At 67.9% G+C, this 18904-nt stretch carries 18 protein-coding genes; 17 read left to right on the top strand and 1 reads right to left on the bottom strand.

Annotated elements, in window-relative coordinates; genetic code table 11:
* The first annotated feature begins 19 nt into the window (after positions 1-19).
* The 5 genes from thrB to prmC all read left to right on the top strand — a co-directional run bounded on the left by thrB (position 20) and on the right by prmC (position 6856).
* The gene (gene thrB, locus QK444_RS07425) at positions 20-979 is read left to right on the top strand and encodes a homoserine kinase (protein ID WP_282778367.1); all 960 of its coding nucleotides are present in this window, start codon (positions 20-22) and stop codon (positions 977-979) included.
* Positions 980-1364: 385 nt separating this feature from the next.
* Positions 1365-3410 carry a transcription termination factor Rho gene (rho, locus tag QK444_RS07420; RefSeq protein ID WP_282778365.1) on the top strand — a complete coding sequence of 682 codons (2046 nt, stop codon included), beginning with the start codon at positions 1365-1367 and terminating at the stop codon, positions 3408-3410.
* A 769-nt stretch (positions 3411-4179) separates the two neighbouring features.
* Complete coding sequence (rpmE, locus tag QK444_RS07415; RefSeq protein WP_282778363.1) at positions 4180-4401, top strand: 50S ribosomal protein L31; 222 nt, start codon at positions 4180-4182, stop codon at positions 4399-4401.
* A gap of 330 nt (positions 4402-4731) precedes the next feature.
* The gene (gene prfA, locus QK444_RS07410) at positions 4732-5814 is read left to right on the top strand and encodes a peptide chain release factor 1 (protein WP_282778362.1); all 1083 of its coding nucleotides are present in this window, start codon (positions 4732-4734) and stop codon (positions 5812-5814) included.
* 181 nt (positions 5815-5995) lie between these two features.
* Complete coding sequence (gene prmC, locus QK444_RS07405) at positions 5996-6856, top strand: peptide chain release factor N(5)-glutamine methyltransferase (protein WP_282778383.1); 861 nt, start codon at positions 5996-5998, stop codon at positions 6854-6856.
* A 309-nt stretch (positions 6857-7165) separates the two neighbouring features.
* On the opposite strand, the gene QK444_RS07400 is transcribed toward prmC, so the two are convergent.
* On the bottom strand, positions 7166-8134 hold the full coding sequence (locus tag QK444_RS07400; protein WP_282778360.1) for an alpha/beta fold hydrolase: 969 nt from the start codon (positions 8132-8134) through the stop codon (positions 7166-7168).
* A 294-nt stretch (positions 8135-8428) separates the two neighbouring features.
* On the opposite strand from QK444_RS07400, the gene QK444_RS07395 reads away from it, so the two are divergent.
* The 12 genes from QK444_RS07395 to QK444_RS07340 all read left to right on the top strand — a co-directional run.
* On the top strand, positions 8429-9025 hold the full coding sequence (locus QK444_RS07395) for a TetR/AcrR family transcriptional regulator (RefSeq protein WP_282778358.1): 597 nt from the start codon (positions 8429-8431) through the stop codon (positions 9023-9025).
* 89 nt (positions 9026-9114) lie between these two features.
* On the top strand, positions 9115-9780 hold the full coding sequence (locus tag QK444_RS07390; protein WP_282778355.1) for an L-threonylcarbamoyladenylate synthase: 666 nt from the start codon (positions 9115-9117) through the stop codon (positions 9778-9780).
* Between the two features lie 11 nt (positions 9781-9791).
* A complete protein-coding gene (locus QK444_RS07385) occupies positions 9792-11000 on the top strand; it encodes an MraY family glycosyltransferase (RefSeq protein WP_282778353.1) in 1209 nt (402 codons plus the stop codon).
* 11 nt (positions 11001-11011) lie between these two features.
* The gene (locus tag QK444_RS07380; protein ID WP_143982558.1) at positions 11012-11437 is read left to right on the top strand and encodes a hypothetical protein; all 426 of its coding nucleotides are present in this window, start codon (positions 11012-11014) and stop codon (positions 11435-11437) included.
* A 403-nt stretch (positions 11438-11840) separates the two neighbouring features.
* A complete protein-coding gene (gene atpB / locus QK444_RS07375; RefSeq protein ID WP_029925819.1) occupies positions 11841-12566 on the top strand; it encodes a F0F1 ATP synthase subunit A in 726 nt (241 codons plus the stop codon).
* A 71-nt stretch (positions 12567-12637) separates the two neighbouring features.
* Positions 12638-12880 carry an ATP synthase F0 subunit C gene (locus QK444_RS07370; protein WP_029925821.1) on the top strand — a complete coding sequence of 81 codons (243 nt, stop codon included), beginning with the start codon at positions 12638-12640 and terminating at the stop codon, positions 12878-12880.
* A gap of 16 nt (positions 12881-12896) precedes the next feature.
* The gene (locus QK444_RS07365) at positions 12897-13454 is read left to right on the top strand and encodes a F0F1 ATP synthase subunit B (RefSeq protein WP_195145293.1); all 558 of its coding nucleotides are present in this window, start codon (positions 12897-12899) and stop codon (positions 13452-13454) included.
* A gap of 19 nt (positions 13455-13473) precedes the next feature.
* Positions 13474-14286, top strand: a complete 813-nt coding sequence (locus QK444_RS07360; protein WP_039810665.1) for a F0F1 ATP synthase subunit delta — start codon at positions 13474-13476, stop codon at positions 14284-14286.
* Between the two features lie 58 nt (positions 14287-14344).
* Positions 14345-15985 (top strand): F0F1 ATP synthase subunit alpha, encoded by a 1641-nt coding sequence (gene atpA, locus QK444_RS07355; protein ID WP_282778346.1) that lies wholly within the window; start codon positions 14345-14347, stop codon positions 15983-15985.
* A gap of 123 nt (positions 15986-16108) precedes the next feature.
* Positions 16109-17077: a F0F1 ATP synthase subunit gamma gene (locus QK444_RS07350; RefSeq protein ID WP_143982555.1), complete on the top strand. Its 969-nt coding sequence runs from the start codon at positions 16109-16111 to the stop codon at positions 17075-17077.
* Positions 17078-17098: 21 nt separating this feature from the next.
* Positions 17099-18541 carry a F0F1 ATP synthase subunit beta gene (gene atpD, locus QK444_RS07345; RefSeq protein WP_282778343.1) on the top strand — a complete coding sequence of 481 codons (1443 nt, stop codon included), beginning with the start codon at positions 17099-17101 and terminating at the stop codon, positions 18539-18541.
* 6 nt (positions 18542-18547) lie between these two features.
* Positions 18548-18904: F0F1 ATP synthase subunit epsilon (locus tag QK444_RS07340; RefSeq protein WP_282778340.1), on the top strand; the 357-nt coding region annotated here is incomplete at its 3' end.

The following is an 18904-nucleotide window of genomic DNA, read 5'->3' as shown; positions in this document are numbered from 1 at the left end:
TTCGCGCGAAGGTCAAGTGATGACCCGGACCCTGCCCGCGGATCTCACCGTCACGGTGCGGGTTCCGGCGTCCAGCGCCAATCTGGGGCCGGGTTTCGACTCCCTGGGCATCGCCCTCGGTCTGTACGACGAGATCACGGTGCGCACCACCGAATCCGGTCTCACCATCAAGGTGGAGGGTGAAGGGGCCGACGATGTGCCCTGGGGCCCTTCACATCTGGTGGTGCGTGCCATCGAGCGCGGACTGGAATCCGCGGGTGTCTGGGCCGATGGCCTGGATGTGGTGTGCCGCAACGTGATTCCGCACTCGCGAGGGCTGGGTTCCTCGGCCTCGGCGGTGGTGGGCGGACTGGCCGCGGGGCGCGGACTGGCCGCCAAGTTCGATCCGGTGCTGAATTTCGGCGATGACACGCTGGTGCAGCTGTCCTCGGAATTCGAGGGGCATCCCGACAACGCCGCGGCCAGCGTGCTGGGCGGAATCGTGGTGTCCTGGACGGAAACCGACCGACCCGCCGACGCCGCGGTCAATGGGGTAGGTGACCATCACACCCGCTCCTACCGGGCCGTTCGGCTGGATCCGCACCCGTCGCTGCGCCCGTTCGTGCTCATCCCCACCGAGCGCTCGTCCACGGCGCACACCCGCGGTTTGCTGCCCGACACCGTGCCGCACGCCGACGCGGCCTTCAACGCCAGCCGTTCCGCGCTGGCGGTAGTGGCCTTGACGCAGCGCCCCGACCTGCTGCTGCCCGCCACCGCAGACCGGCTACATCAGGGCTACCGGGCCGCGGCGCTGCCGTTGACCACCAAATGGATCGACACGCTGCGCGCGGCCGGAATCGCGGCCACCGTCTCCGGCGCCGGACCCACGGTATTGGCCCTGGGTACCGGTGAATTCCCGGCGGAGCTGCGGGAACTGGCCGCCGCCGACGGCATGCGCGTGGTCGAACCCGGTATCGCCGACGGCGTGCTGGTGGACTGATCGCCGACGTATTGCCGGATTGACAGCGTGCCTGCCTTGCCGATGCAACTGGTGAGAGCTATCCTGGGGCGGTCCGTACATCGTGCGCGTCAGACGCCGGTGCTTCATCAGGGCAATCGCTCCAGAGGCTCCTTGCTCAGGCTCGAGGCTCGAGCTCGAAACTTGGGGGTAGCCAGTCAACTGGAATGATCTCTCCCACCTTTTGCAGTCGGTGGCGAAGCCCAGCAGTCGGTGGCGAAGACTACGCAGTGGCACTACACCACCACGTGGCGAAACCACCGGTCCGGCGGGGCAGGCGATGCGGCATCCGAGTCCGGCACACGACCGGATTGCAGGAGAAACCCTCGACAAGGCACACGGCAATCGAGGGAAGGAAAGGATTTCCGTGACAGATACGGACCTGCTCGCGACACCCGGGGTGGATACCAATTCCGATTCCTCGGGCGACCGCGAAAGTGACTCCGGACAAAGTTCGATCAAGATGAGTGAACAAACCGACGTCGCACGATCGGGGCTGACTGGAATGTTGTTGCCGCAGTTGCGTGCGCTTGCGGGAGAACTCGGTATCCGAGGCACTTCCGGGATGCGTAAGGGTGATCTCATCGCCGCCATCAAGGAGAATCAGTCCGGTGGCGCCAAAGCCGCCGCCGCGGGCAAGCCCGCGAAGGGTGGCCGGGGTGAGAAGGCCAAGGCCGATGCCGAGGCCGCCAAGGGCGCGGATACCGCGCCGACCAGCGGGGATTCCGGATCGGCCAAGGCCGACGCCCCCGCCGAGACCAAGAACGAGCCGTCCAAGAGCGACGCCGGCAAGAGCGACACCGCCAAGAACGACGCGTCGAAGCGCGGCGCGCCCAAGGGCGAGGCCGCCGATGCCGCTCCCGCGCCGGAATCCAAGCGCGACGCGGGCGATGGCGAGGACGGTGGCCGGGAAGGCCAGCGTGGTCGGGGTCGCCAGCGCCGGGGCCGCGAACAGCGTGCCGCCGCGGCGAACAACGCTGCCGCCGAAGGGACTTCGACCGAGACGCCCGCCAACGAGGGCAAAAACGAGTCGGAGGGCGAGCGCCGCCGCGATCGCAATCAGGGCGGCGACCGCGGTCAGCAGAACGACCGCCAGCAGAACGGCGGCCAGCAGAACCAGAACGGCACCTCACGTCGCGACGACCGCGGCGGAGACGACGAGGAAGGCGGCCGCGGCCGCCGGGGCCGTCGCTTCCGGGAGCGTCGCCGGGGCCGGGACCGCGACGGCGGCACCGGTGAGTCCCGCGAGATGGAGATCCGCGAGGACGACGTCCTGCAGCCGGTGGCGGGCATTCTCGACGTGCTCGACAACTACGCGTTCGTGCGCACCTCCGGCTACCTGGCCGGACCGAACGACGTGTACGTGTCGATGAACCTGGTCCGCAAGAACGGCCTGCGCCGCGGTGACGCCATCACCGGTGCGGTGCGCGCGCCCCGCGAGGGCGATCAGAGCAACCAGCGGCAGAAGTTCGATCCGCTGGTGCGCCTGGACACCGTCAACGGCTCGGATGTCGAATCCGCCAAGCGCCGTCCGGAATTCAGCAAGCTGACCCCGCTGTACCCGAATCAGCGCCTGCGGCTGGAGACCCAGCCCAACAAGCTGACCACCCGCGTGATCGACCTGATCATGCCGATCGGCAAGGGTCAGCGCGCCCTGATCGTGTCGCCGCCCAAGGCCGGTAAGACCACGATCATGCAGGACATCGCGAACGCCATCGCGACCAACAACCCCGAGTGCTACCTCATGGTCGTGCTGGTGGACGAGCGTCCCGAGGAAGTGACCGATATGCAGCGCTCCGTGCGCGGCGAGGTCATCGCCTCCACGTTCGACCGGCCGCCGAGCGATCACACCTCGGTCGCCGAGCTCGCCATCGAGCGGGCCAAGCGCCTGGTGGAAATGGGTCAGGACGTCGTGGTGCTGCTCGACTCCATCACCCGACTGGGGCGCGCGTACAACAACTCCTCGCCCGCCTCGGGCCGCATCCTCTCCGGTGGTGTGGACTCGACCGCGCTGTACCCGCCCAAGCGGTTCCTCGGCGCGGCCCGCAATATCGAGAACGGCGGCTCGCTCACCATCATCGCCACCGCGATGGTGGAGACCGGCTCCACCGGTGACACGGTCATCTTCGAGGAGTTCAAGGGCACCGGCAACGCGGAGCTCAAGCTCGATCGCAAGATCGCCGAGCGCCGCGTGTTCCCGGCGGTGGACGTCAACCCGTCCGGCACCCGCCGCGACGATCTACTGATGTCGCCCGACGAGGCCGCGGTCATCCACAAGCTGCGGCGCGTGCTCTCCGGCCTGGACTCGCATCAGGCGATCGATCTGCTGATCGACCGGTTGAAGAAGTCCAAGAGCAATATCGAGTTCCTCATGCAGGTCTCGAAGACCGCTCCGGGTGCACTCGACGAGTAGGACATGAGCCGGAAGGGCGCGAAATATCCTGTCGCCCTTTCACTCGCGGTTCGAACCAGTTCGGCGGCTCCGCTACGGCGGGGCCGCCGAGGTGTATTCGGGGTCGGGCGCGGGCTGAAGAAGAACAGTCCGATCAGGGCCGCGCCGATGATCAGGAAGCCGATGATGGTGGCGGTCACGGCGACCTGTGCGCCGGACGCCGTGACCGCCGTATAGGTGAGGTCGCCGGTGCCCGGCCGCGGTGCGCGGGAATGCACCGTCGGGTTGGGTTCGGGCCTGGCGCACCATCCCACGACCGCCCCCAGGAGCAGTACTGCGAAGACACCGCCCGCGACGATCTCGGCTCGGCGTTCGTGTGTCCGGTTCACAGCTGTCCTTCCTGTTCGTAGGGGGTTCCTCTCACCTGACACGACACTATGAACAACGGTGTTCGCATTCTTGAGTAGACGGCTACTCGACTTTCAGGGTGACTCGAGCCCCCGAAGGATGCGTGCCCGCAATTCCTTGGGGGTGGATTCGGAACACATCCGACCATCCCCATGTTCTCGGTTACGGTCGTCGCGCACATCGCCCGCGAGAACTACTCCGGATGGGGGAGAAGTTCAGGGTTCGTCCGGGTGCTGCCACCCTGGCGCGCACGACCGGAGGGACCGGGAACAAGGCCCCGCGAGGCGGCGTTTATACTGGTCCGTCGGCAACCATGCCTAGTCGGTTCCGGTTCACGTCCTCGGTCGTCGAGGGCGACCCGGCGACCATCGAAAGGACATCCATGAAGGCAGGAATTCACCCCACGTACGTGGACACCACGGTCGTGTGCGGCTGCGGCAACACCTTCCAGACTCGCAGCACCAAGGAGTCGGGCCACATCACCGTCGAGGTCTGCTCCCAGTGCCACCCGTTCTACACGGGCAAGCAGAAGATCCTGGACACCGGTGGCCGCGTGGCTCGCTTCGAGGCTCGCTACGGCAAGCGCGCGAAGGCTGCCAACTAGCTACCCCGCAGACGCCCGTCCTGCACTGCAGGTCGGGCGTCTGTGTTTTCTGCCTCCGCTTCGCTCCGGCGTGTTCGCGGCCCTGCAAGCTCGGTTCTTCCCTCCTCCGCTCCTCCGCTTCGCTCCCCCGCTCCGTCAGTCCAGAACCGAGCCGGGCCGCGAACCCGGGCGAGTCTTCAAGAGGAAGTGTTCGTCGGGCGAGGATCGGAGAGACCCGGATACGGCAGTCCTGCCAGGCCGCGAAGCTCCGGGTGATCCCTCGAACACATTGTTCGGTCCCGGATCGGTAAGTCCAGGAATCGACAGTCCTACAGAAGGAGCGCATCCGCCATGGCCGACAAGTCCGCGGCCCCGTCCGCGATCGATGACATTCTGGCCGAGTACGCCGGTTTGGAGACGCAGCTGGCGGATCCGGCGCTGCACAACGATCCGGGGGCGGCGCGGCGCGTCGGCAAGCGGTTCGCGGAGCTGGGGCCGGTCATGTCCACCTACAACAAGCTGACCTCCGCACGCGATGATCTGGCCGCGGCCGAGGAACTGGCCGCCGATGACGCGTCCTTCGCCGCCGAGGTGCCCGCCCTGCGCGAACAGGTCGAGGAGCTGGAGAAGACGCTCACCGACCTGCTCGCCCCGCGCGATCCGCACGACGCCGACGATGTGGTGCTCGAGGTGAAATCCGGTGAGGGCGGCGAGGAATCGGCGCTGTTCGCCGCCGATCTGGCGCGCATGTACATCCGCTACGCCGAACGGCACGGATGGAAGGTCGAGGTGCTGGGCGTCACCTACTCGGATCTGGACGGGTACAAGGAGGCCACCTTCTCCATCCGGAGCAAGGAACCCAGCCGCGACGGCGTGTGGTCACGGCTCAAATGGGAGGGCGGCGTGCACCGCGTGCAGCGCGTGCCGGTCACCGAATCGCAGGGGCGCATCCACACCTCCGCGGCCGGTGTGCTCGTCTACCCCGAACCCGACGAGGTCGAGCAGGTGCAGATCGACGAGAAGGACCTGCGCGTCGACGTCTACCGCTCCTCCGGCAAGGGCGGCCAGGGCGTCAACACCACCGACTCCGCCGTGCGCCTCACCCACCTGCCCACCGGCATCGTGGTGACCTGCCAGAACGAGCGCTCGCAGCTACAGAACAAGATCCGCGCCATGCAGGTGCTGGCCGCGCGTCTGCAAGCCCTCGCCGAGGAGCAGGCCGAACAGGAGGCCGCCGCGGGCCGCGCCTCGCAGATCCGCACCGTGGACCGCTCCGAACGCATCCGCACCTACAACTTCCCGGAGAACCGCATCGCCGATCACCGCATCGGCTTCAAGGCGCACAACCTGGACTCGGTGCTGGACGGCAACCTCGACGACCTGCTCGACGCGCTGGCCGAAGCCGACCGCACGGCCCGGCTCACGGCGGAATGACTCATTCCCGTCCGCGGGTTATCCGAGTTCGAGTCGGGACAACGGATTTGGTGAGATCATGGGTAACTCGCCGGGTACGCCCAGCAGGCGATCGGCACTCGGCCGCCGGTCCGCGACGAAAGAATCGAGGCACCCACTGACCGGCAGAAGTCGCGGGGAGGCGGGGGAGCCACGTATCGGGCTGCGGGCCGTGATCCGCGAGGCCGTCGAGACTCTCGCCGCCGCCGGGGTGCACAGTCCGCACACGGACGCGGAGCTGCTCGCCGCCCATGTGCTGGGGGTGGACCGCATGCGCCTCATGATGGTCCCGCTGCTCACCCCCGAGCAGCTGGCGGACTTCCGGGCGCTGGTGGCCCGCCGCGCGGAACGCGTTCCGCTGCAACATCTCACGGGCACCGCCGCGATGGGCGAGATCGACCTCGCGGTCGGCCCCGGCGTATTCATCCCCCGCCCCGAGACCCAACTGCTCTTCGCCTGGGCGCTGGCCCAGCTGGAGGCCGTCGGCCACGAACACCGGCCCGTCGTCGTGGACCTGTGCACCGGCTCCGGCGCGCTCGCCCTCGCCATTGCCCACGCCCGCCCCGACGCCCAGGTGCACGCCGTGGAACTGGACCCGGCGGCCCTGGACTGGGCCCGCCGCAACGCCCTGCACCGGGCCGATCAGGGCGACACCCCGATCGACCTGCACGCGGGCGACGTCACCGCCCCCGACCTGCTGTCCCACCTGAACGGCACGGTCGACGTGGTGGTCGCCAACCCGCCCTACATCCCCGAATCGGCCCGACTGGACCCCGAGGTCGCCGACCACGACCCCCATCGCGCCCTCTTCGGCGGCCCCGACGGCCTCTCCGTCATCCGCCCCATGATCGGCACCATCGCCCGCCTGCTCCGCGCCGACGGCGTGGCGGCCGTGGAGCACGACGACACCAACGGTTCCGGCACCGCCGCCCTGTTCCGCGCGCAGGGCGGCTTCGACGCCGTCGTCGAACACCCCGACCTGGCCGGAAAGCCCCGCTTCGTCGCCGCCCGCCGCGCCCCCTGACCCATCACCCACCCCGGCCGCGCCTATATCCGGCCGCCGCGCTGGCGACTGCCCGCGCAGTACCGGAATACCCGGCCTACTCCTCCAGACGGCCGACCCGCCAGATCCGGCCGGGCGTCCGGACGGCTCGGTGACCGACCCTCCGCACCTGCGAGCGCCCGGCCACGCCGGGGCTCGATCCGCCATATCGGTGGTTGTCCGGTCGCGCTGGGGCAAGTCCGCCATGTCGGTGGCGTCCGGTCCGTCCTTGGCGTGGCCATTCCGTCGCATCGGCCGGTTTCCCGGCTTCCGGTGCCGGGTGTGCTTGCCTCAATTCAGCCGATTGGCGAGTGGGATGAGGATATCGGTGAGCGTGGCGGGGTCCTGGGGGCCGAGATGGGGGGCGTCCAGGTCGTACACCTCGAACGGATTGTCGGGGGTGGCGGCGTCGGCCTCGCGGATCATGCGGTCCTGGAGGGCGAGGGGCAGGGTGCGGTCGCGGGTGCAGCGGATGTAGGTGCGGGGGATGCGGCCCCAGGTCGCGGGCTCGCCGCGGGCATCGTCGGTGGTGACCGCCCACGCCTCGTCGGGTTCCATGGCATTGAGCGCCGCCCGGAACGCGGCATCGTCGTAGCCCTCGGCCAACGAGCTGTGGGCGGCAGCCAGGAATTCGGGTTCCGCCGAGCGCCAATTGGTTCGGGTGAAGCCGGTCTGCTGGGGGTCGCCGCCCACGCTGGGCATGGTGGTGGCCAGCGAGGTGGCCGCCTCGGGGGTCAGATAGCACTCCAGCACGCTGCGCAGTTCGACGCAGCAGAAGGCGGTGAGATACACCAGCCGCGCGATGAGGTCGGGCACCTCGTTGCCGACCCGGGTCATGGTCGCCCCGCCCATGCTGTGGCCCACCAGGATCACCTGCCCCCGCGCGGCGGCCGCCCGCACCACCGCGACCACATGCTCGACATTGTCGTCCAGCCGCGATCCGGCCAGCGGCGACGGCTCGTTCGCCAGGGCCGCGAGATCCTGCGGGGCCTGATAGGACAGCGGGAAGTTCGCCGCCGCCCCGTGCCCGGGCAAGTCGACCGCGAGCGCGCGATGCCCGGCCAGCGTCAGCGCCGCCAGCAAGGGAGCGTAGGACGCGCCATTGCCATTGGCCCCGTGCACGATCACGAAGATCGGACGCGCCCGGGCCCCGGCGGCCTCGCCTCCGCGCGCACATCCGGCCGCGAGCGCACCGACCCCCAGCGCACCCATCCCCAGCAGTCCCCGGCGTGACAGCCCCGCCGCGGTGCGTCTCGTCATCCACGTCCTCCTCACTCGTCGGCCGAACCGCGATACCTGCCGGCCGAACCGATCGGCTCCGATGCGCCCGGTCGCGCAAGGTCATGCCGCCGGTCGCGCAAGGCCATGCCGATCCGGCCGCGCACCTTCGTACCGCTCGGTCGCGCACTGTCGTGCCGCCCGGTCGCACACTGTCGGCCGATCCGGTCGTGCCGCTGCGGTGGTTCGACCCGGCTGTTCCGATACAACTGTTTCGATACGTCCGCATCGGAACCTATCATCTTTCTGATACATCTGCATCGCTACGATGCCCGCATGCCTCGTCACGTGGACCACGAGAGCCGTCGACGGCTCATCGCCGACGCCGTCTGCGATCTCATCGGCCGACGCGGTCTGGAGGCGGCCACCCTGCGCGAGGTGGCCGCCGCGGCCGGGGTGTCCATGGGCGCGGTGCAGCGCTGCTTCGAAACCCGCCAGCAGATGCTGATATTCGCGCAGGAGCACGTGAACCAGCGGGTCGCCGAGCGGGCCCGGACTCGCATCGCGGCGTCGGCCGAGCCGGAATCGGTGCTCACCCTGTTGGAGCAGACGCTCGACGCCATGCTCATCGTCGACGACCCCGATCTGGTCGAGGCGAGTGTCTGGCTGGCCTTCAGCGCACAGGCGGCGGTGGATCCGGTGGTCGCCGCCGCCCAGCGTGACCACTATCGGGGCCTGGCCGAACTGCTCGTCCTGCTGCTGCGGCTCGGCGTCGACGGCGGCCTGATCCGATCCGAGGTCGACCCCGAGCAGGTGGGCGAGGACCTGATCGCGTTGGCCGACGGTTTGACGATCCAGGTCCTCACCCGTCGCCGCGCCCCGGAATCGGTGCGCGCAACGCTGCGGCGGCACCTCGCCGAACTGCGCGTCTGAGCCGCGCGCGCAGTGGCGCGCCGGGGCCGCGACCATGGCCTCGAGCCCCTGACACTTGTCGAGAGCGCATCCGTGCCAAGATGTTGCGCGTGAGTACCGTCTACGACTGCGCCGATCCCGATTCGCGCGCCGCGGGACTGACTGCCGCGCGCAGCGCTCTGAAGTCCGGGCGGTTGGCCGTCATTCCGACCGACACGCTCTACGGAATCGCGGCCGACGCCTTCGACAGCTCGGCCGTGGCCGCGCTGCTGGCGGCCAAGCGCCGCGGGCGGGATATGCCGGTGCCGGTGCTGGTGGGCTCGTGGAACACCATCGACGGACTGGTGTTCTCGGTGCGCCCGCAGGCGCGCGACCTGATCCGGGCCTTCTGGCCGGGCGCGCTGAGTCTCGTTGTGCAGCAAGCGCCCTCGCTGGCCTGGGACCTGGGCGACGCGCGCGGGACCGTCATGCTGCGGATGCCGCTGCACCCGGTCGCGCTGGAACTGCTGCGCGAGGTCGGGCCGCTGGCGGTGTCCAGTGCCAATGTGTCGGGCCAGCCGCCCGCCACCACCGTCGGCGAGGCGCGCGACCAGCTGGGTGAACTCGTCGGCGTCTACCTCGACGGCGGCAAGGCCGAGCACGCGCTGGCCTCCACCATCGTGGACCTGACCGCCGACACCCCGCGCATCCTGCGCGAGGGCGCGGTGCCGACCGCAGCGGTCGCCGAGGTGCTAGGCGTCCCGCCGGAGGAGCTCGTCTCGCAGGCAACGCGGTGACGGCCCGGTAGATGGTGTCGAGTAGCGACCTGCTGAGCCAAGGCGTTTTCAGTACGGCGGCGGTGGTCCCCCTGCGGGAGCTGCTGCTGGTGCTGCTGGTCGCCACCGTGGTGACCTACCTGTGTACCGGCGGAGTCCGGGTGGGGGCCATCGCGTTCGGCGCGGTGGCGGTGCCCCGCGAGCGCGACGTGCACGTAAAGCCGATTCCCCGCATGGGCGGGGTCGGCATCTATCTGGGTGTGCTGGCCGCCGTGCTGTTCGCCCATCAACTGCCCGCGCTGCGCCGCGGCTTCGACTATCCCGCCGACATTCCGGCGGTGGTGGTCGCGGGCACGCTCATCGTGCTGGTCGGCATCATCGACGACCGCTGGGGACTGGACTGGCTCACCAAACTCGTCGGCCAGGTCACCGCCGCCGGAGTCATGGCCGTGATGGGCCTGAGCTGGGTCGCCATCTACAACCCGTTCACCAATACCACCGTGGTGCTCGATCAGCTCCAGGGCGGCCTGGTCACGGTCGGCATCACCGTCACCATGATCAACGCCATGAATTTCGTGGACGGTCTGGACGGCCTGGCCGCGGGGCTGGGCTTGATCGCCGCCGCCGCGGTTTTCGTGTTCACCGTCGGCCTGCTCTACGAACAGGGCGGCTCCACCGACACCTATCCGCCCGCGTTGCTGGCCGCGGCGCTGGCGGGCGGCTGTCTGGGATTCCTGGCGCACAATTTCCAGCCCGCCCGGATTTTCATGGGCGATTCCGGCTCGATGCTCATCGGATTGATGCTCGCCGCGGTCTCCACCGGCGCGTCCGGCCGAATTCCGCTCCAGGGTTACGGCACCCGCGACATCGTCGGTCTGTTGTCGCCGCTGTTGCTGGTGGGCGCGGTCATGTTCATTCCGGTACTCGATCTTGTTCTGGCCATCGTGCGGCGTGTGCGCGCGGGTGTGAGTTTCTCCACCCCGGACAAAATGCACCTGCACCACCGATTGCTCCAGATCGGGCATTCGCATCGCCGGGTGGTGCTGTTGATCTATCTGTGGGTGAGTGTGCTCGCATTCGGAGCGGTCGGTTCGTCGCTCATGGATCGCCGCCTGGTGGTGCTGCTGTTCGCCGGCGGCCTGGTTTTCGCCCTCGTGATCACCGCCGTTCCGTCCATGGGCGAACTGACCCTGAAGGCCGGTCGCAAACCGCCGCGCGGCCCCGACGCGGCCCGCGGGTAAAGTGGGTCGGCGTGACTACGGCATCCAATCCCGGTCAGGACGCACCACTGCGGGCCGCGCTGCGCTACGGCATCTTCGGATTGATTGTGCTCGTGGTGATTTCAGCCATCCTCGGCCTGATCTTCGCCGGGCTGCCGGGCCTGTGGGGCGCACTGCTCGGCGCGGGGATCGGCGGCGGGTTCATTCTCACCACGGCGGCCTCGGTGCTGCTGAGTGCCCGCTTCGACTCCGGCATCCAGGGCCTGGTGCTGCTGGGCAGCTGGGTCGGCAAGCTGCTGGTGGCCCTGGTGGTGGTCGCGGTGCTGCAGAATTTCGACTTCTACAGCCGTCCCACCCTGTTCCTGACCGTGGTCGGCGCCCTGCTCGTCGTGCTCGGCGCGGAGACGTACGGCCTTCTGCGCCAACGAGTTCCGGTCATCGACCTGGAAGACCGGTAGGGGGTAGGGGATAGTTCACTCGCTGTTTCCGGCCACCCCCTACACGTTGTCGTAGATAACTTGATAAACTCTTTACCTGTAGGCAACCGAACCAACAGGGGGGTCCCTCGTGGACCCAGGTGGGGCAGGTTATGCTTACAGCCGTGCCGGGCCCTGCGGGGTTCCGGTTCTGCACCGTCGACGATGTCGCCGACGCGCGCTCAGACGCCCGGGTAAATGCCCGAACAGCTGCTGACGAACTTCGAGCCGACCTGAGTCGACCCACCAGATCGTCAATGTCCGATCGAACCGCGGGTGAAAACTATGGCCCGCGGCCCGAACACGGGAGAGAACGCTGAGCGTCATCACTTTGGCGGCGGGCGAGTTCCACGCGCCGTCGCTTAACGACTTCTTCCCTCCAGCTCTGCTGTTCGAGGGGACGCCGTTCGAGCTCGACCGTCTGATGCTCGTTCGTATCCTGATGGCTGCCGTACTGGTGGGATTCATGCTGCTGGCATTCCGCAGCCCCAAACTCGTTCCGCGTGGCCTGCAGAACATCGCGGAAACCGGTCTGATCTTCGTCAAGGAGCAGATCTGCGACGAGGTGCTGGGTAAGGAAACCGGAAAGAAGTTCTTCCCGCTCATCGCGTCGATCTTCTTCGCGGTGCTGTTCCTGAATATCTCCGGTGTCATTCCGTTCCTGAACATCTCCTCGAACGCCCGCATCGGCTTCCCGCTGGTGCTCGCCCTGGTCGCGTATGTCGCGTTCAACTACGTGGGCATCAAGAAGTACGGCTTCTTCCACTACATGCGTTCCAGCATCGTGGTGCCGAACGTGCCGCCCGCGATGCACGTGCTGCTGATTCCGATCGAGTTCATCTCGACCTTCCTGCTGCGCCCGTTCACCCTGACCGTTCGACTCATGGCGAACATGCTGGCCGGCCACATCATGCTGGTGCTGTTCTTCAGCGCCACCCAGTTCTTCCTGTTCGACGGCGCCGCCTGGATGAAGGTGCTCTCGCCGTTCTCGCTGCTCGGCGGGTTCGCGTTCACCCTCTTCGAACTCCTGGTGGTCTTCCTGCAGGCCTACGTCTTCGCGCTGCTCACGGCCGTGTACATCGGCCTCGCGCAGCACGCCGACTCTCACTGACCGACCGGACAACACAAACCTGCTACACACCGCCGTCGGCGGGTGGGCGACAGAAAGGGAATGAAAGACTCATGAGCCTCGCGTACCTGGCCCAGGAAACCATCGAGACCACCTCCAAGGGCTACGGCGCCATCGGCTACGGCCTGGCCGCCATCGGCCCCGGCATCGGCGTCGGCATCGTCGTCGGTAAGGCCATCGAGGGCATCGCCCGTCAGCCGGAGCTGCAGGGCACCATCCGGACCAACATGTTCCTGGGTATCGCCTTCACCGAGGCCCTGGCGCTGATCGGCCTCGTGGCCGGCTTCATCTTCTGATTGCGGAAGTCAACTTATGAGCAGCATTCACTTGCTCGCGGCTGAGGGGGCCGAAGATCAGAACCCCCTCATCCCGGCGACATACGACATCGTCTGGTCGTTGGTCGTCTTCGCGGTCATCGCGTTCGTCTTCTACAAGTACGTCGTCCCGCGCCTGACCAAGGTGCTCGACGAGCGTTCGGAGAAGATCGAGGGCGGTATCGCCAAGGCGGAAGCGGCCCAGGCAGAGGCGCAGGCCACCCTGCAGCAGTACCAGGAGCAGCTGGCCGAGGCCCGGCTCGAGGCCGCCCGCATCCGTGAGGAAGCGCGCACCCAGGGCCAGCAGATCCTCGCGCAGATGCGCGCGGACGCCCAGGCCGAGGCCGACCGCATCGTGGCCTCCGGCCAGACTCAGCTCGAGGCGCAGCGCCAGCAGATCGTGACCGAGCTCCGCTCGGAGCTGGGCGCGACCGCGATCGACCTGGCCGAGAAGATCATCGGGCAGTCGGTGTCCGATCAGGCCAAGCAGGCCGCTTCCATCGACCGGTTCCTCGCGGAGCTGGACGAGAAGAGCGGCATCGGGGTCGGAAGGTAGCGACACGAAAGTGGGAAGCATGTACGCAGCGAGCCGCGAGGCGAGCTCCCGTGCGCGGGAAGCTCTTCGGTCCGCTCTGACCGGCAGCGACACTGTCGCGGAAACGACCGGCTCCGAACTGTTCGCCGTTGTCGCCGTACTCGACGACCAGCGTTCGCTGCGTGTGGCGCTCGCGGATAAGTCGGTGTCGAGCTCGGTGCGCGCCGAGCTCGCCGAACGGGTATTCGGTGGCAAGGTCAGCGCGGCCACCCAGGCGGTGCTCACCACCGCCGTCGCCCAGGACTGGTCGCGGACCCGCGATTTCGTCGACACCCTCGTGCTGCTCGGACAGGAGGCGCTGCTGCGCTCCGCGGCCGACCGCGGTCGTATCGACGCCGTCGAGGACGAGCTGTTCCGGCTGGGCCGGATCGTCGAGGACAACCCGGAGCTGGAGCAGGCGCTGTCGGATCACGGCAAGCCCGCCTCGGCGCGCCGGGAACTGCTGGCCCGCCTGCTCACCGGCAAGGTCGAGGACACCACGGCGAAGCTGGCCGAACAGGCGGTCGCCCGCCTGCGCGGCAATGGCGTCGGCGCGGCCTTCGACCACCTGTCCGATCTGGCGGCGTCCCTGCGGGACCAGATCGTGGCGCACGTGCGCGCCGCGGTCGAGATGACTCCGCAGCAGCGGGAGCACCTGGCTGCTTCATTGCAGCGCCTCTACGACAAGCCCGTCACGGTGCACGTGCAGGTCGACCCCAGCCTGCTGGCCGGTGTCGTCGTGCGCGTGGGCGATGACCTGATCGACGGCAGCGCCGTCGGACGACTGCGGCGACTCCGCCAGAGCCTGGCCTGAGCGCGCAGTCACCCCAACACACCGACATTCGAGACCAGACAGCGAGAGCAGGAAGAACATGGCGGAGCTGACGATCTCCCCCGATGAGATCCGTAGCGCGATCGAGAGCTACACCCAGAGCTACACCCCCGAGACCTCCATCGAGGAAGTCGGTGTCGTCACCGACACCGGCGACGGTATCGCCCACGTCAGCGGCCTGCCGTCGGCGATGGCCAATGAGCTGCTCGAGTTCCCGGGCGGGGTCCAGGGCGTCGCGCTGAACCTCGACGCCACCGAGATCGGTGCGGTCATCCTGGGTGAGTTCAACACCATCGAGGAGGGCCAGCAGGTCCGCCGTACCGGCGACGTGCTCTCGGTTCCGGTGGGCGACAACTTCCTCGGCCGCGTCATCGACCCGCTCGGCGCGCCGATCGACGGCCTCGGCGAGATCGAGTCCACCGAGCGCCGCGTGCTCGAGCTGCAGGCCGCCTCCGTGCTGGAGCGCCAGCCGGTCGGTGAGCCCATGGCCACCGGCATCACCGCCATCGACGCCCTGACCGCCATCGGCCGCGGCCAGCGTCAGCTCGTCATCGGCGACCGCAAGACCGGCAAGACCGCGGTCTGCATCGACGCCATCATCAACCAGAAGGCCAACTGGGCCACCGGTGATCCGACCAAGCAGGTGCGCTGCATCTACGTCGCCATCGGCCAGAAGGGCTCCACCATCGCCGGTGTGAAGGCCGCCCTGGAGGCGCACGGCGCGATGGAGTACACCACCATCGTCGCGGCCCCCGCGTCGGACTCCGCGGGCTTCAAGTGGCTGGCCCCCTACACCGGTTCGGCTCTCGGCCAGCACTGGATGTACCAGGGCAAGCACGTCCTGATCGTGTTCGACGACCTGTCCAAGCAGGCCGAGGCCTACCGTGCCATCTCGCTGCTGCTGCGCCGCCCGCCGGGCCGCGAGGCGTACCCGGGTGACGTCTTCTACCTGCACTCGCGGCTGCTGGAGCGTTGCGCGAAGCTGTCCGACGAGATGGGCGCGGGCTCCATGACCGGTCTGCCGATCATCGAGACCAAGGCCAACGACGTCTCGGCGTTCATTCCCACCAACGTCATCTCCATCACCGACGGCCAGGTCTTCCTGGAGTCGGACCTCTTCAACAAGGGTGTCCGCCCGGCCATCAACGTCGGTATCTCCGTCTCCCGAGTCGGTGGCGCCGCGCAGACCAAGGCCATGAAGAAGGTGTCCGGTTCGCTGCGTCTGGAGCTGGCCTCCTACCGCGAGCTGGAGGCGTTCTCCGCCTTCGCCTCCGACCTGGACGCCGCCTCGCTGGCCCAGCTGGAGCGTGGCGCGCGCTGGGTCGAGCTGCTCAAGCAGGACCAGTACGCCCCGGTGTCGGTCGAGGACCAGGTCGTCTCGCTGTACCTGGTGGACGCGGGCTACTACGACTCGGTGCCGGTCGGTGACGTGCGCCGCTTCAACACCGAGCTGCTGGAGTTCCTGCACGCCAACACCCAGGCGTCCTTCGACGCCCTGCAGGGTGGCGCCAAGCCGCTCGAGGGTGAGGCCGCCGACGCCATCAAGGCCGCGACCGAGAAGTTCAAGCAGGGCTTCCTGGCCGCCGACGGCTCGCGCGTCGTCAACGAGCCCGAGGCGGGGCAGCTCGACCACGAAGAGGTCGAGTCGCTGTCGGTCACTCGCAAGCGCGTCGAGAAGTAATCGAGACCAGCGATGCGACTGTCGGAACCGCGGTATTCGCGACGGGCACGAAGGAGGAAGCTTGCGTAACCACGCAGTGCCCCGCGAATGCCGCCATTGGATGCTGAATGAAGGGAGTGAGTAATGCCAAGCGTGCGCGAACTGCGCTCCCGTATTCGTAGTGTGAGCTCGGTCAAGAAGATCACCCAGGCGCAGGAGCTGATCGCGACCTCGCGGATCGGCAAGGCACAGGCGCGCGTCGCCGCCGCCAAGCCTTACGCCGAGGAGATCACCAAGGTGCTCGCCGAACTGGCCAGCGCCAGCGGCAATCTCACCCATCCGCTGCTGTCGGAGCGCCCGAACCCGCGGCGTGCCGCGGTGCTGGTGATCACCAGTGACCGCGGTATGTGCGGTGGCTACAACTCCAACGTGCTCAAGCGCACCGAGGAGCTGGTGACCACGCTGCGCTCCGAGGGCAAGGAGCCGGTGCTGTACGTCATGGGCGCGAAGGGCCTGACCTACTACACCTTCCGCAACCGCGAGGTGACCGGTTCGTGGGTGGGCTTCTCCCAGTCGCCCAACTACGCCGATGCCTCCGCCGCGTGCAACCACCTGGTCGAGGCGTTCATGGCCGGCGCCGACGGCGAGGTCGAAACCCCCAACGGGGTGGGCACCATGGCGGGCGTCGACGAACTGCACATCGTGTACACGCGTTTCGTGTCGATGCTGACGCAGACCCCCGAGGTCCGCCGCCTGGCCCCGATCCAGGTGAGCTTCGTGGACGAGAGCTTCGACCTGGGGCCGGACAGCTTCACCGACTCGGCGTCGGCGGAGCCCACGGCCCAGTACGAGTTCGAGCCGGACGCGAGCACCCTGCTGGGTGCGCTGCTGCCGAAGTACATCAATACGCGGATCTACGCGTCGCTGCTCGATGCGGCGGCATCGGAGTCGGCTGCGCGCCGCACCGCGATGAAGGCCGCGACGGACAACGCCACCGAGCTGGTGAATTCGCTGACTCGGACCGCGAACTCGTTGCGTCAGGCCGGAATTACGCAGGAAATCACCGAAATCGTCGGCGGCGCCAACGCGCTGGCATCGAGCTCGAGCGACTAATAAGCCCAGGAAGAGAACCCAATGACCGCAGCTGTCACCACAGAGAACCGGGTTGGCGCCGGCACCGGCCGCGTCTCCCGCGTCATCGGTCCCGTCGTGGACGTCGAGTTCCCGCGGGGCTCCATCCCCGACCTGTACAACGCCCTGCACGTGGACATCGCGCTCGCGTCGGTGGCCAAGACGTTGACCCTCGAGGTCGCGCAGCACCTGGGCGACAACATCGTTCGCACCATTTCGATGCAGCCGACCGACGGTCTGGTCCGCGGCGTCGAGGTGCGCGACACCGGCAAGCCGATCTCGGTGCCCGTCGGTGACGTCGTCAAGGGCCACGTGTTCAACGCCCTCGGCGACTGCCTGGACTCCCCGGGCCTGGGCCGCGACGGCGAGCAGTGGGGCATCCACCGCCAGCCGCCCGCCTTCGACCAGCTCGAGGGCAAGACCGAGATCCTGGAGACGGGCATCAAGGTCATCGACCTGCTCACCCCGTACGTGAAGGGTGGCAAGATCGGTCTGTTCGGTGGCGCCGGCGTCGGCAAGACCGTGCTGATCCAGGAGATGATCACCCGTATCGCGCGTGAGTTCTCCGGTACGTCCGTGTTCGCGGGCGTCGGTGAGCGCACCCGTGAGGGCACCGACCTGCACCTGGAAATGGAAGAGATGGGCGTCCTCCAGGACACCGCCCTCGTCTTCGGCCAGATGGACGAGCCGCCGGGCACCCGTATGCGCGTCGCCCTCTCGGCCCTGACCATGGCCGAGTACTTCCGTGACGTGCAGAACCAGGACGTGCTGCTCTTCATCGACAACATCTTCCGGTTCACCCAGGCCGGTTCCGAGGTCTCGACCCTGCTGGGTCGCATGCCCTCGGCCGTGGGTTACCAGCCCACCCTGGCCGACGAGATGGGTCAGCTGCAGGAGCGCATCACCTCGACCCGCGGTCGCTCGATCACGTCCATGCAGGCCATCTACGTGCCCGCCGACGACTACACCGACCCGGCCCCGGCGACCACCTTCGCCCACCTGGACGCGACCACCGAGCTCTCGCGCCCGATTTCGCAGAAGGGCATCTACCCGGCCGTCGACCCGCTGACCTCGACCTCTCGCATCCTCGAGGCGTCGATCGTCGGCGAGCGGCACTTCAAGGTGGCCAACGAGGTCAAGCGCATCCTGCAGAAGTACAAGGAACTGCAGGACATCATCGCCATCCTCGGCATGGACGAGCTCTCCGAAGAGGACAAGGTCCTCGTCGGCCGCGCCCGTCGTCTGGAGAAGTTCCTCGGCCAGAACTTCATCGTGGCCGAGAAGTTCACCGGTCAGCCGGGTTCGGTCGTGCCGCTGGAGCAGACCATCGACGACTTCGATCGCGTCTGCAAGGGCGAGTTCGATCACTTCCCGGAGCAGGCGTTCAACTCCTGCGGTGGTCTCGACGACGTCGAGAAGGCCGCGAAGAAGATCGCCGGAAAGTAGTCGCACATGGCTGAAATGTCGGTCGATCTGGTCGCCGTCGAACGGCGACTGTGGTCGGGCACCGCGTCTTTCGTGAGTGCCCAGACCACGGAGGGCGAAATCGGCATCATGCCGAACCACGAGCCGCTGCTCGGCCAGCTGGTCGACGGTGGCACCGTGTCCATCCACTCCACCGATGGCGAGAAGATCATCGCGGCGGTGCACGGCGGATTCTTCTCCGTCACCGCCACCTCGGTGCGCGTGCTGGCGGAATCCGCTGAATTGGCGGCGGATATCGACGAGGCGGCCGCGCGTGCCGTGCTCGCCGACAGCGAGGCCGGCGACGCCGCCAAGGTGGTCGCGCAGGGCCGGGTGCGTGCCCTG

The organism is Nocardia sp. CC201C (assembly GCF_030010695.1).
Lineage (GTDB): Bacteria > Actinomycetota > Actinomycetes > Mycobacteriales > Mycobacteriaceae > Nocardia > Nocardia otitidiscaviarum.
The sequence above is the reverse complement of the archived record's forward strand: the minus strand, read 5'-3'. Positions and strand labels throughout refer to the sequence as shown.

Coding starts and splice junctions, on each gene's coding strand:
- thrB (WP_282778367.1), top strand. CDS start 20: ATGACCCGGACCCTGCCCGCGGATCTCACCGTCACGGTGCGGGTTCCG.
- QK444_RS07360 (WP_039810665.1), top strand. CDS start 13,474: ATGTACGCAGCGAGCCGCGAGGCGAGCTCCCGTGCGCGGGAAGCTCTT.
- atpD (WP_282778343.1), top strand. CDS start 17,099: ATGACCGCAGCTGTCACCACAGAGAACCGGGTTGGCGCCGGCACCGGC.
- QK444_RS07395 (WP_282778358.1), top strand. CDS start 8,429: ATGCCTCGTCACGTGGACCACGAGAGCCGTCGACGGCTCATCGCCGAC.
- QK444_RS07385 (WP_282778353.1), top strand. CDS start 9,792: ATGGTGTCGAGTAGCGACCTGCTGAGCCAAGGCGTTTTCAGTACGGCG.
- atpA (WP_282778346.1), top strand. CDS start 14,345: ATGGCGGAGCTGACGATCTCCCCCGATGAGATCCGTAGCGCGATCGAG.
- QK444_RS07400 (WP_282778360.1), bottom strand. CDS start 8,134: ATGACGAGACGCACCGCGGCGGGGCTGTCACGCCGGGGACTGCTGGGG.
- QK444_RS07365 (WP_195145293.1), top strand. CDS start 12,897: ATGAGCAGCATTCACTTGCTCGCGGCTGAGGGGGCCGAAGATCAGAAC.
- prfA (WP_282778362.1), top strand. CDS start 4,732: ATGGCCGACAAGTCCGCGGCCCCGTCCGCGATCGATGACATTCTGGCC.
- QK444_RS07350 (WP_143982555.1), top strand. CDS start 16,109: ATGCCAAGCGTGCGCGAACTGCGCTCCCGTATTCGTAGTGTGAGCTCG.
- QK444_RS07370 (WP_029925821.1), top strand. CDS start 12,638: ATGAGCCTCGCGTACCTGGCCCAGGAAACCATCGAGACCACCTCCAAG.
- rpmE (WP_282778363.1), top strand. CDS start 4,180: ATGAAGGCAGGAATTCACCCCACGTACGTGGACACCACGGTCGTGTGC.